The organism is Bacillus sp. FSL K6-2431 (genome assembly GCF_038005165.1).
Lineage (GTDB): Bacteria > Bacillota > Bacilli > Bacillales > Bacillaceae > Bacillus > Bacillus pumilus.
This window is the reverse complement of the sequence record NZ_JBBOSQ010000001.1, coordinates 2,966,163-2,978,457: the sequence shown is the minus strand read 5'-3', so window position 1 is coordinate 2,978,457 and position 12,295 is coordinate 2,966,163. Positions and strand designations below refer to the sequence as shown.

Below are 12,295 nucleotides of genomic sequence, written 5' to 3'. Positions count from 1 at the left end.
ATTGATGCTGTAGCGAAAGGAGGAATCACGATGAGTGCTATTCAGCGTATTGCCCTCGTGCTCACGATTATCGGTGCTATTAACTGGGGACTAATCGGCTTTTTTCAATTTGACTTAGTAGCAGCGATCTTTGGCGGACAAGGCTCTGCATTATCACGTATTATTTATGGTCTTGTTGGAATTGCAGGTCTTGTTAACCTTGGTCTATTGTTCAAGCCAAGCGAAGAAGCTGTTCGCCGTGACGAGCCGAATCCAGAGGTTCGCTAAACAAAAAGACATAAAAAAGGCCGCCTATACGAGGCAGCCAAAGGCACCGTTTGAAGCGGTGCTTTTTTTATTTCTTGATCAAATCTTTACGGTTAGATTGCTCAATCCACTCTTCAAGTTTATCTTTAAGTGTATTGAAACCTTGTGGTGTAGCAGCTTCTTCTTTCACTTGCTGTGGTCTTTGTTTCTTTGGTTTGCTTTCTTTTCTTTCAGGTGCTTCTTGTGTAGCACGGATAGAAAGGCTGATTTTACCAGCTTTTTCATCAACAGAAAGAACTTTCACTTGAACTTCGTCACCAATTGAAAGATGCTCGTTGATGTCTTTTACGAAACCATGTGTTACTTCAGAAATATGCACAAGTCCTTGAGTTTCTTCATCTAATGCAACAAACGCACCATACGCTTGTAATCCTGTTACTTTACCAGTGTAAACACTGCCTACTTCAAACTTTGTCGCCATGATAACAACTCCTAAATAAATGTTTTAATATTCGTTTATACGCAATTAAAAACTATATCACAGAACGGTCTTTTACGCAAAATATTTTTTAATTGGGTTTAGATCAGTTCAAAAGGGGGAATACCTGAAAACAAGAATGCTTTCTAGTATTCCCCCCTAATTTGAGAGGCATGAGTCCTAATGGATTGATGCCTTTTTTTATTTGATGATGGCAGGTGCTTCTTCTTTCACTTGTCGTTCCTGCAAAAAGCGCTGGATTCTTGAAAGTGATTCCTGAAGATGGTCAAGAGACGAAGCATATGAACAACGAATATGACCTTCACCACTCGGTCCGAAGACATTACCAGGGACTACGGCTACTTTTTCACTTAGGAGCAGCTCCTCAGCAAATTGTTCTGACGTCATGCCCGTCGTTTTAATGGACGGGAAAGCGTAAAATGCGCCGTTTGGCTGGTGACATGTGAGCCCCAGTTCATTCAAAGAGCCGACAAACAAATTTCGCCGCCTTCTGTAGCTTTTCTTCATTTTCTCTACATCTTCAAGCCCATTTTTCAAGGCTTCTTCTGCTGCATATTGTGCCATTGAGGGCGCGCACATCATAGAATATTGGTGTATTTTCAGCATGGCATCGCGCAGTACAGGTGGTGCTGCCACATATCCTAAGCGCCAGCCAGTCATAGCAAACCCTTTTGAAAAGCCTGAAATGAGGATCGTTCTTTCCTTCATATCTTGAATTGCCGCAACGCTTGTAAAAGCTTCATCGTACGTCAGCTCTGCGTAAATCTCATCTGTGATAATGAGAAGGTCATGCTCTTTTGCAAATTGAGCAATATCTTCAAGCTCTTCCTTTGAATAGACAGAACCAGTTGGATTTGACGGTGAGCAAAGCAGGATCGCTTTTGTCTTAGGCGTCAGCTTCGTGCGAAGATCCGTAGAGTCTGCTTTGAAATCTTTTTCAGCCGATGTACTTAAATAAACAGGTACTCCGCCCGCAAGTGTCGTAAGGGCCCCATATGCTACGAAACAAGGCTCTGGAATGATCACTTCATCCCCGCTGTTTAAAATCGCACGAAACGCCAAATCAAGTGCCTGGCTTCCGCCAACTGTGATAATCAGTTCTTCTTCAGGACTGTAGTCAATGTGAAACCGCTTATATAAATAGTTGCTCAATTCTTTTCGCAAAGATAATAACCCTGCATTCGCCGTATAAGAGGTAAGCCCTTGTTCTAATGACATAATACTTGCTTCTCTGACATTCCAAGCTGTCACGAAATCTGGCTCGCCGACACCAAGGGAAATGACCCCTTCCATTGTGGCTGCCAAATCAAAGAATTTCCGAATACCTGACGGCTGAATGCTTTGTACCGTTTCAGATAAATAAGACTTTTTCATTTAAGGTGACACCACGATTCTTTTGTCATCGTCTCCTGTTTCAAACACTTTCCCATCATGTTTATATCTCTTCAAAATAAAGTGGGTAGTTGTTGAAACAACGGAATCAAGTGTAGATAATTTTTCAGACACGAAGCGGGCAATATCAGACATAGATCTTCCGCGGATCACAACAGATAGATCGTAAACACCTGACATGAGATAGACAGACTCCACTTCCTGAAAGCGATAAATACGTTCAGCAATTTCATCAAATCCGACGCCTCTTTTTGGTGTCACTTTGACATCAATCATGGCTGTGACGCCTTCATGACCATCTACTTTACGCCAGTCAATCATGGTTGAGTAATCAATAATGACTTTTTGATCTTCAAGTTTTTGAATAATCGCTTCTGCTTCTTCTGTTGTCACGCCTGCCATTTTTGCAATTGTATTTAAATCGGCACGGCTGTTTTCATCTAAAATCTCTAATATTTCAGTTTCTTTTTCTGTTAGTTTCATTTGATTTCACACCTCAGATTGTAAAAAGCTAGTTTTAAAAAATCTTCTGAACATTATAGCACGTTTTTCCCATTATGCTAAGCAGGGAAAAGATGCTAACCATAGCTTAAAATCCACTTTTTAGGGTACAATACAGTCACCTAACAGAGAGTATCAAGTATCGGAGTGATGAGTATGGACATTGTTCAGCCAGCTTATATGAAAAGTAAATTCGGTTTAGACATCTATTACGAGCACTATCCAAATCAGGGGAAGAAAACATTGATCTTAATTCATGGTCTTTTCTCTTCTACCTTCAGCTATCGAAAGCTCATCCCGCTTCTGAAACAAGACTTCAATTTAATCGCGATCGATCTGCCGCCATTTGGACAGTCCGAGAAATCGAATACGTTTATTTACAGCTATCGCAACATGGCAAAGATCATTATCGAGCTAGCTGGTTACTTACAGATTCAGCATGCGATTCTTGTGGGTCATTCGATGGGCGGCCAAATTGCTTTATATGCCACATCTGAACGGCCAGACCTATTTGAAAAGGCGGTCCTTTTGTGCAGCTCAGGATATTTAAATAAATCAAAGAGATCAGTTGTTTACAGCACATATATTCCTTATTTTTATCTCTATCTTAAAAGAAAGCTCTTGAAGCAAGGCATCATGAAAAATTTAACGGCTGTTGTACATGATCATTCCATCATTGATCAAGAGATGGTGGACGGATATTTAAAGCCTTTTTCTGATGATCAAATTTTCCGAGGGATTTTCCGCTTGATTCGGCACCGGGAAGGGGATTTGACCTCGGATGTCCTAAAGAAAATGGAGACACCCGTGCTGCTCATTTGGGGTGAGGAAGATCGAATCGTTCCCATCCAAATAGGAGAGAGGCTGCACAAGGATCTGCCAAACTCGACCTTGCACGCATTAAAAAAAACCGGGCACCTCGTTCCTGAGGAAAATCCGGTCTTTGTGTCTGATCAAATCGGACATTTCAGCCTGTCTTAGCGTGTGCAGGAGCTGCTGTCTCGTATGACGAAAAGCTGATTCGCTATATGTTGACAGCTCTCAAAAGGCAGGAGCTGCTCAAATGAGTGATGATAAATGGCTTGAATGTCTTTTGCTAAAGATAAAGAGTCTTCTGCGTCGTATAATGCACTGATGACGTCAGCAGGCTCCGTTTCATAAAAGTCCTCCCCATATTGAAAAGGGTCCCATGCCTTAATGAGTTGAATCATCTCTTCTACAGCTTGACTATCTTTCATCGGTATCACCGCTTATAATAAATTTTGTGATGTTTATTTTAGCACAACCAACAATGGTTGAAAAACGGCTAGAGGTGGGTTTCATGAATTTCGACGAACAGATCATACGTAAAGGTTCAAAATCAGTGAAATGGGATCAAGCAGAGTCTTTATTCCTAACAACAGATGCGCTGCCAATGTGGGTAGCCGATATGGATTTTAAAGCGCCGCAGGTCGTCCTTGATGCATTAAAAAAGCGATTGGATCACGGTGTATTTGGCTATGCCTTTCAAGATCAGGATACGCAGCAGGCAGTAGCTGAATGGCTCAAAAGAAGGCATGGATGGTCGATCCAGACAGAAGCTGTCACCTTCACACCTGGAATTGTCACGGCACTTAGTTTTGCAGTCCAAGCCTATACAAAACCAAGTGACGAAGTCGTCATACAGTCCCCTGTGTATACACCTTTTTATCAAATGATTGAACGAAATGGACGAACAGTCTCAACCAATCCTTTAAAAATAGAAAACAACCGCTATGTCATGGATTTTGATGATTTAGAGAAAAAATTAAGCAGACCTGAAGCGAAGCTCATGTTCCTCTGTCATCCGCATAATCCGTCCGGAAGAGCGTGGTCAAAAGAGGAATTAAAGCAAGTTGGAGACCTCTGTATCAAGCACGGTGTCACAGTCGTTTCAGATGAGATTCATTCTGATTTGATGCTATACGGAAAGCCGCATGTACCATTTGCTAGTCTTTCTGACGACATAGCACATATCACAGTGACGTGCATTGCACCAAGTAAAACATTTAATTTAGCTGGCCTCCAAGCATCTGCCATTATCATTTCCGATGAAGAAAAAAGAACCCTTTTCAACAATGAAATGCAAAGAAACGGACTGGCCAAACTGAATGCTTTTGCGATCCCTGCGATGGAAGCAGCCTACCGCCATGGCGACGAGTGGCTTGATGCACTTGTTCTTTATCTCGAAAACAATATGAAAATGGCAATGGACTATATTGACGAACATCTTCCAAACATGCGTTATATGAAACCAGATGCTTCTTATTTATTGTGGCTAGACATTCGGGATTATCAATTCAGTCAAGCGGAATTGAAACGCAATTTGCTAAAAAAGGGCAAAGTGATCCTAGAGATTGGTCACGTGTACGGACTCGAAGGAGACGGCTTTATTCGGATGAATCTCGGCTGTCCTACTTCAACAGTCAAAGAAGGATTGAAACGCCTTCATCAAGCGTTTACGCAATCATCTGATTAAGACCTATATGATCGAAAGAACATCCTCACGGGTGTTCTTTTTAAAGAAAAAAACCCTCCTTTTATCATATCTACTTTGTACATGAAATGATATAATGAGAGGAATTACTATTATTTACGAGGAGAGCATTTAAATGGAAATGTTCAAGGATTTTCTGCTCCATGTATCTTTTATTCTATTTCCAATCTTTTTATATCACGCGCTATGGCTAAGCCGGACCCCTGCTCATTTCCCAAAAACGAATAAACTGCTCATCACAGTATTCGCATCCATCTCTTCAGCACTATGTATTATGTATCCAGTTGGTTCGATTTTAGACTTGCAGACTGGCCTTCAATCCATCCCTCTTGTACTTGCCATTTTATACGGAGGCTACACAGCTGGGATCGTCGCCATCTTGATAAGTTCCATGGTCAAATTCGTGATGTATGGCTCTTTTTTATGGGTTGGACTCATTGTCGTACCGATTTACTTTTTCATCCCATTTCTGTTCTACCGGAAATGGCGTCAATATTCGAAGCTGAAAAAGCTGATGTATGGAGTGCTTATCGGTTTATCCAAAGGATTCTTTATTTACATTGGACTATTTGCGGTCAGCTTAATGGAATACAGCCCGGCCTTTATTATGCAGCAGAAGTTACTTGAGTTATTTCTCTCAACTCTTTACTACATATTCTTTCTCGTGCTAAGTATCTATTCCATTGAATTCGTCAAAGAAAATGCGCAAATGAGAACACAGCTCGTCCAATCAGAAAAGCTGACCATTGTAAGTGAACTCGCTGCAAGCGTTGCCCATGAAGTACGCAATCCGCTGACAGTGGTGAGAGGCTTTATCCAATTGCTCTTTTCTAGTGACAATACAAAAGAGACATCAACCAATAAAGATTATAAAAATCTCGTTTTGTCCGAGTTAGACAGGGCGCAGGATATTATTACGAGTTATCTTGACATTGCGAAACAAAATTATTATCAAATTGAATCTCTCAACCTATCTAAATTACTCGAGGAATGTGCATCACTGATGACATCCTATGCGAATTTCAAATCGGTCACGATTCATCAATCCATTGAACCTGACTTATACATTCAAGGTGATGAAACGAAGATCAAGCAAGTCATGATTAATTTAATCAAAAATGCGATTGAAGCAGCCCCAGAACACGAAGGGAAAATTGAGCTTTATGCTTCAAAAGAAAATCATAAAATATGCCTTTTTTTCGTGGATAACGGTGTAGGAATGACAGAAAGCCAAATGAAAAAGCTTGGCGAACCCTATTACACATTGAAAAATAAAGGGACTGGACTTGGGCTGACCGTGACATTTTCTATCATTGAAAATCACCATGGAACCATTCGTTTCAAAAGCTCGCTGCAGTCTGGTACAACCGTTACCGTGAAGTTTCCTGAAGATACAAGAAGAAAATGATCAATCCATTTTTTTTGTCTTTTTTTCATCTATCCGCTCCTGCTTCTTAGACGCACGAACGATCAGACGAAAGCAAATAAATGCAGCCATAAAGAAAATCACAGTGGTGATTGCCGCTGGGATGTACTCCCTTTTATCTTCAGGAAAATACAGTAGAAAGAGTGCGATGAACGACAACATTCGCCATTCCCCCTTTTGCTCGTTTACTTCACTATATTGGCTAAAAGAAATGAAATACCTTCCTACGAGAAGGAAATGGAGGAATTTCACATGACAGACATTCAAATTGGACAAGTTGTGAAAGGATTTTATAAAACAGGTGTTTACATTGGGGAAGTGACAGCAGTGAAACCATCGGCCTATCTCGTTCAAGTAAAAGCCGTTCTGACACATCCCACTCAAGGCGACCTGCATCACCCAAAAGAAGCAGACGTGCCTTTTTTCCAAGAAAGACGGGCTTTGGCCTATCGTGAACAGACGAATATCCCTCATCATATGGTGAAGCCTTATGATGGCGTTATACCAGATTATCAAGTATCACTAAAAGAAGCTGTAGAAAAATTAAAACAAGCGCTCCATGCGGATGAATCCAAATGGGCGGAAAAATCAAGAGCATGCCTATCTTCTCTCGAAAAAGATTATTTTCCAGAAGACGCCCGCTAATCAGCCGAATCAAAAAAATGTGAGAAATCGATCAGCTCACCAATTTTGGTTGTTTGCGGATTTTCCACATAGGCTCTGTCTTTTTCAAAAAGGGTTAACAGCTGATAAGTCGTCATGGCATCATCTAGTGCTTTATGATGCTTACCAGCTCCTTCACTGCCGTATTCCTTTGCCGCCTTGCGAAGCCCTGTCAGTGTGCGATCACCAAAAAAGGTTTTATATTCAAAGGCAAGGTCCCTCAGCTTCCCCTTAAAAGGAAAGGCAATGTGATTGAGCATACAGTTTTGCTTCAGCACTTTCATGTCCATATTGCCCCATGTAATAATCTCACAATCCTCTCCCCCATCTAGCGACACAAGCTTCTCGATAAATGCCTCAAAGGAAATTCCGCTCTCTACATCCTGCTGCGTAATACCGAGGAACGATTTACAGCGCTTCGTCAGCTTCGGGAACTTTTTCGGTTTGACGTAGCTAGAGAACGTGTCTATGATCGTTTCACTTGCCGCTTTCACTACCCCAGCTTCAATAATTTCAGGAAAAAAATTTTGCGGATGATACTTTCCATCAGGCATCGTAAATTCAAAATCGACCACAAGCACCGTCTTCTGTTCCACCAGTCTCACCTCACTTTTTCATCAGTTTTTCATTCTGATACCATTATATTAAGACGGACCTTGAAATCACTTCATTTTCTTGAAAATAATGCAGATTCACTATGCCCAACCTATTCATCAGATGAAAGATCGTTTAGTTTCCTTTATAATTATTAAGGAACACGAAATAAATAAAGAAGGTGGTCTCTATCACAAACAGGAAGAAAAACTTGTACATCATGTGGTTTGTGAACTTTTTTGTATCTGCCAGCATTACAATGATCGTCCCTTTTTTATCACTTTACATAGAATCTCTTGATAGCAGTTATTCAAATGAATTTGTCCAAAGATGGAGCGGCTATGTCTTTGGCGTCACGTTTTTAACGGCCTTTCTGATTTCTCCGATTTGGGGACGGATTGGAGATCGGCATGGCTATAAAAAGATTTTGCTCATTAACGGGATTGGGATCGCAACAAGTATTCTATTAATGGGGCTTGTGCAAACCGTTTATCAGCTATTCGCCCTGCGGCTCTTCATGGGGCTTGTCACAGGTTTTATCTCGACTTCAATGGCACTCATCTCTGCACAGACCGAAAAGGCAACTGCAGGTAAAACCCTTGGAACGATGCAGATGAGTAATGTCGCCGGAGGATTGTTTGGTCCATTAATGGGTGGATTCATGGCAGACAGCGTCGGATTTATTTATACGTTTTTCCTCACAGCGGCTGTCATTTATGTGTCAGCAATTGTGATTATTTTCGGAGTGAAAGAACATCCCATCCGTTCAAAAGAAGCGAGGCGCGTTTCTTACTCACGGAAGGATGTGCTCGTTCATATTTTCAAACAGCCTTTGCTTGTCGTCACGATGCTTTTAACGTTCATTACACAAGTAGGGAACTTTAGCATTCAGCCACTTTTGGCTTTATACATTCATGATTTACACGGTCCTGTTAATCTCGCATTTTATGCAGGTCTTGCGTTCTCTGCAACTGGACTTGGCAACCTGCTCTTTACACGAAAATGGGGAGATCTGGGAGATCGAATTGGTCACGACAAGGTGCTGCTTGCCCTTCTCATCCTCTCCTCTATTTTATTCATCCCGCAAGCAATGGCGGATTCCTATGCGATGTTAGTACTTTTCCGTTTTCTATACGGGATGGCACTTGGCGGGATTATTCCATGTACGACGGCGTATATTCGGATCAAAGCACCTGCCTCTATGCAAGGGGAAGTGCTTGGATACAATGTCAGCTTCCGTTTTCTTGGGAATGTTGTCGGTCCGGTAATTGGCGGCATTGTGGCGAGTCATTACGGGATTCCAGCTGTCTTTTATGTCACCGCCGGCATTTTTCTATTTGGCGCATTATTTTTATGGGCAGTCCGCTCACAGTCGAAGGCAAAAGAAAGGAGTGTCTGATCCAGCATCAGATACTCTTTTTTCTTGTGTAGAAGCCTTATTCACTAGACTTCAAGCCCATTCTTTTCTAAAAATAACCTTCTCGTATTCGCAAAAGAATGGTACGATATGGCTAGAAAATTGAAGAAAGTGAGTGACCTCATGTTTCGTGCAATGATTGGTTGGTTATTACTTGCTGCCCTCATTCCATTATTTGTTCTGACTTTTTATCTATCAAAGGAAGAAGCTGCAAGTGTGAAGCCTGTGAACGAAGTGCTTGATCAAAAAATCAAGCTGGAAAAGATAGATTTTTCCCAAAACAGTTATATGTATGACCGGGATGGCTCTCTCATCTCAGAGATCGTTTCAAACGATGAAAACCGAGTGTTCGTCACGTATGATAAAATTCCTGATCATGTGAAGGAGCTGTTCCTCCGCTCAGAGGACCGTAACTTTTATGACCATAAAGGCATTGACTTTATGGGAGTTGTTCGTGCCCTTGCCTCAAATGTGAAAAACCATGGCATCAGCCAAGGCGCAAGTACGATCACACAGCAATTATCTCGTAATTTATATTTAAGCCATGAACGTTCGTTCACCCGAAAGTTTACAGAGCTGCTCTATTCCTATGAATTAGAGCGGAAATTCTCGAAAGATGAAATACTCGAAAGCTATTTAAATACGATTTATTTCAGTAATGGTGTTTACGGTGTCGGTTCTGCGGCTAATTACTATTTTGATAAGCCACTTAGTTCTTTAACGCTTGCACAGATGGCATTTATCTCTGCGATTCCAAACAACCCAACACTGTATGACCCATTGAAGCAATTCAAACACACAAAAAAACGCCAAGAACGACTGCTTGGCATTTTAAAGAAAGACGGCGTCATCACCAAAAAGCAATACAAAAAAGCCGTCAAACAAAAAATCAGCCTGTCCTTGAGTGAAAAGAAAAACCTTTACCCTGACTATGTGACATACGCCAATGAGGAATTTACCGATCTTGTGTCAGATCAGGAAGGCTTTACAAAACGCTTGAAGAAGGCCAAAACAGATGGAGCAAAAAAAGCCATTCAAAAAGAATTATCTGAAAAGGTCAGTGCCCTGCTTCAGGATGGGGTCAAAATTTATACGGCACTTGATCCTTCCTTACAGCAACGAGCCGTCTATCAGCTCAATGCGCAGCTACCTTACCAAGGTGTAGAAGGCGGATCAGCGGTCATTAATCATGAAACGCATCAAATTGTCGCACTTGCTGGCGGGAAGAACTATAAAAAGTTTGATTTCAACTACGCCTATCAAGCGCAAAGACAGCCTGGTTCTGCGATTAAGCCGCTTTTAGACTATGGTCCTTACATCGACCAAACCGGTGCAACAGCTTCAAGCAAAATTAGTGCCGGCAAGTTTTGTAGCAGCGGATACTGTCCGCAGAACTATAATCATAAAACGTATGGAACCGTCACACTTGAAACAGCCTTTAAAAACTCTTACAATACCCCTGCGATCCGAATGCTAGATACAGTCGGTGTCAAAAAGGGCTTTAGCTATTTAGAGAAATTCTCATTCGAGCATATCGTAGCGGATGATTACCGCCTTCCTTCTGCACTTGGCGGATTTACGAAGGGCTTCTCGCCGCTAGAAATAACAGATGCGTATACCGTCTTTGGCAACCAAGGTGCTTACACGCAAAATCATTCGATCACAAAGGTGACAGACTTAAACGGCAAGACACTTTACAAGTGGAAAGAGTCACCGAAGCAAGTGTATTCTCAGCGGACAAATGACACCATGCGTAAACTGCTTGCCTCCGTTGTAAAAAGCGGAACAGGGAAAAAAGCGAATTTCAGTTCCCCTTACATTGGTGGTAAAACAGGAACATCCAATGACTACAAAGACATTTGGTTTGTTGGACTGACAGATCAATATACAATGGGTGTATGGGTTGGAAGAGATAGAGGAACGGTTGAATCTATTTACAGCTCAAGTCCGCACTTACGTATTTGGAAAAATACGATGCAATACGCCAGATAAACAGGAGGTTTGATTGCAATGCATTCAACACATCCATCCCATTTAATTTTATTTGATGGTGTCTGCAACGTGTGCAGCGGCGCTGTTCAGTTTGTGATTAAGCGTGATCCAAATGAGCGAATGATGTTTGCTTCATTACAATCAGAGACAGGGCAGCGCATTTTAAAAGAAAACGGTTTGCCTTTAGATGAGTTTAATTCATTCATTTATATTGAAAAAGGAACCCTTTATACGAAGTCGACAGGCATCTTAAAAGCCACGCGGCATTTAAAAGGAATCTACAGATGGAGTTATTTATTCCTTGCCATTCCGCGCCCTATCCGTGATTGGTTTTATGAGCGGATAGCGAAAAATCGCTACAAATGGTTCGGTCAAAAAACATCTTGTATGATGCCTACACCTGATATTCAAAAACGGTTTCTATCATAAAAAAAGCATCCTCCACTATCGGAGGATGCTTTCTTTGTCTGTTTATGAAGGCAGACTTGCCATAACACTGTTATAAAGCTTAATAAATAAGTACAAAATGCCGATTAAAAACGTGGCCCAAAACAGCAAAATAAACATCATAAATCCAATTAAATTCAGCATGGAAAGCGATTGATAAATGCGGACCACAACCCAGATAAAATAGACAAGACCTGCTAAAACAAATAGTCCGACAAGCAAAATCAGCTGCTGCGTCAGCAGAAATGCAAGCAAGCTGGCAAATAAATAAACAACGGATGCAATCCGAATTTTCTTTAAGTTCTCTCCTTCAGGATCTTTCGCGAAAAAGAGTAGCGCCAGCTCTAACACCGTATCTGCAATCAGTTTCAAGGCAGATAAAATCATAAAATAAACAAGTGCAAAAGCAGCAAAAAGAGCAAGCCGGATGCCCTGTTCCGAGAAGAATTCCAGCATTCCTTTTAAAATACCTGCTTGAGTCAAGAAATCAGTCATTATCCCTACTGTGAAAATCGAAAAAGCAGAGCTGAATAGTAAAATCGAAATCAGCGGAAAATATCCAGTCAAATATGTATTTTTCATAAATAGATCCTTTCTCATAAG

The 12,295-nt window shown here is 41.3% G+C and carries 15 protein-coding genes; 8 read left to right on the top strand and 7 right to left on the bottom strand.

Annotated features, from left to right (window positions below):
- The first annotated feature begins 30 nt into the window (after nucleotides 1-30).
- Nucleotides 31-267 (top strand): DUF378 domain-containing protein, encoded by a 237-nt coding sequence (locus MHH40_RS14900; RefSeq protein WP_003212952.1) that lies wholly within the window; start codon nucleotides 31-33, stop codon nucleotides 265-267.
- Nucleotides 268-334: 67 nt separating this feature from the next.
- On the opposite strand, the gene yugI is transcribed toward MHH40_RS14900, so the two are convergent.
- From yugI to MHH40_RS14885, 3 genes are all read right to left on the bottom strand, one after another.
- Nucleotides 335-727, bottom strand: coding sequence for a S1 domain-containing post-transcriptional regulator GSP13 (gene yugI / locus MHH40_RS14895; protein ID WP_003213420.1), 393 nt, complete (start codon nucleotides 725-727; stop codon nucleotides 335-337).
- A 198-nt stretch (nucleotides 728-925) separates the two neighbouring features.
- On the bottom strand, nucleotides 926-2,119 hold the full coding sequence (locus tag MHH40_RS14890; RefSeq protein ID WP_003213272.1) for an aminotransferase: 1,194 nt from the start codon (nucleotides 2,117-2,119) through the stop codon (nucleotides 926-928).
- Nucleotides 2,120-2,620 (bottom strand): Lrp/AsnC family transcriptional regulator, encoded by a 501-nt coding sequence (locus MHH40_RS14885; RefSeq protein ID WP_003213765.1) that lies wholly within the window; start codon nucleotides 2,618-2,620, stop codon nucleotides 2,120-2,122. It lies immediately after the preceding gene.
- A gap of 174 nt (nucleotides 2,621-2,794) precedes the next feature.
- Between MHH40_RS14885 and MHH40_RS14880 the strand changes: the two genes are divergently transcribed.
- The gene (locus MHH40_RS14880) at nucleotides 2,795-3,619 is read left to right on the top strand and encodes an alpha/beta fold hydrolase (protein WP_137054471.1); all 825 of its coding nucleotides are present in this window, start codon (nucleotides 2,795-2,797) and stop codon (nucleotides 3,617-3,619) included.
- Here the strand turns inward: MHH40_RS14880 and MHH40_RS14875 are convergent.
- A complete protein-coding gene (locus MHH40_RS14875; RefSeq protein ID WP_003213422.1) occupies nucleotides 3,616-3,876 on the bottom strand; it encodes a YugE family protein in 261 nt (86 codons plus the stop codon). The two genes, MHH40_RS14880 and MHH40_RS14875, sit on opposite strands and share 4 nt — an antisense overlap.
- A gap of 83 nt (nucleotides 3,877-3,959) precedes the next feature.
- Here MHH40_RS14875 and MHH40_RS14870 point away from each other — a divergent pair, with 83 nt between their 5' ends.
- Both MHH40_RS14870 and MHH40_RS14865 read left to right on the top strand, forming a co-directional pair.
- Nucleotides 3,960-5,135 carry a MalY/PatB family protein gene (locus tag MHH40_RS14870; RefSeq protein ID WP_340901271.1) on the top strand — a complete coding sequence of 392 codons (1,176 nt, stop codon included), beginning with the start codon at nucleotides 3,960-3,962 and terminating at the stop codon, nucleotides 5,133-5,135.
- A gap of 133 nt (nucleotides 5,136-5,268) precedes the next feature.
- The gene (locus MHH40_RS14865; protein WP_050944035.1) at nucleotides 5,269-6,561 is read left to right on the top strand and encodes an ATP-binding protein; all 1,293 of its coding nucleotides are present in this window, start codon (nucleotides 5,269-5,271) and stop codon (nucleotides 6,559-6,561) included.
- Here MHH40_RS14865 and MHH40_RS14860 read toward each other — a convergent pair whose 3' ends face one another.
- Nucleotides 6,562-6,741, bottom strand: coding sequence for a hypothetical protein (locus MHH40_RS14860; RefSeq protein ID WP_003213469.1), 180 nt, complete (start codon nucleotides 6,739-6,741; stop codon nucleotides 6,562-6,564).
- 90 nt (nucleotides 6,742-6,831) lie between these two features.
- Here MHH40_RS14860 and MHH40_RS14855 point away from each other — a divergent pair, with 90 nt between their 5' ends.
- The gene (locus tag MHH40_RS14855) at nucleotides 6,832-7,224 is read left to right on the top strand and encodes a kinase-associated lipoprotein B (protein WP_003213196.1); all 393 of its coding nucleotides are present in this window, start codon (nucleotides 6,832-6,834) and stop codon (nucleotides 7,222-7,224) included.
- Here MHH40_RS14855 and kapD read toward each other — a convergent pair.
- Nucleotides 7,221-7,838 (bottom strand): 3'-5' exonuclease KapD, encoded by a 618-nt coding sequence (gene kapD / locus MHH40_RS14850; RefSeq protein WP_003213730.1) that lies wholly within the window; start codon nucleotides 7,836-7,838, stop codon nucleotides 7,221-7,223. The two genes, MHH40_RS14855 and kapD, sit on opposite strands and share 4 nt — an antisense overlap.
- 218 nt (nucleotides 7,839-8,056) lie before the next feature.
- Between kapD and MHH40_RS14845 the strand changes: the two genes are divergently transcribed.
- The 3 genes from MHH40_RS14845 (at nucleotide 8,057) to MHH40_RS14835 (ending at nucleotide 11,674) form a co-directional block, all read left to right on the top strand.
- Nucleotides 8,057-9,235: an MFS transporter gene (locus tag MHH40_RS14845; RefSeq protein ID WP_249118190.1), complete on the top strand. Its 1,179-nt coding sequence runs from the start codon at nucleotides 8,057-8,059 to the stop codon at nucleotides 9,233-9,235.
- Nucleotides 9,236-9,343: 108 nt separating this feature from the next.
- Nucleotides 9,344-11,245 (top strand): transglycosylase domain-containing protein, encoded by a 1,902-nt coding sequence (locus tag MHH40_RS14840; protein WP_050944036.1) that lies wholly within the window; start codon nucleotides 9,344-9,346, stop codon nucleotides 11,243-11,245.
- Between the two features lie 18 nt (nucleotides 11,246-11,263).
- Nucleotides 11,264-11,674 carry a thiol-disulfide oxidoreductase DCC family protein gene (locus tag MHH40_RS14835; RefSeq protein WP_003213597.1) on the top strand — a complete coding sequence of 137 codons (411 nt, stop codon included), beginning with the start codon at nucleotides 11,264-11,266 and terminating at the stop codon, nucleotides 11,672-11,674.
- Between the two features lie 42 nt (nucleotides 11,675-11,716).
- Here the strand turns inward: MHH40_RS14835 and MHH40_RS14830 are convergent, their stop codons facing one another.
- On the bottom strand, nucleotides 11,717-12,274 hold the full coding sequence (locus tag MHH40_RS14830) for a YufK family protein (protein WP_003212871.1): 558 nt from the start codon (nucleotides 12,272-12,274) through the stop codon (nucleotides 11,717-11,719).
- Nucleotides 12,275-12,295: the final 21 nt, after the last annotated feature.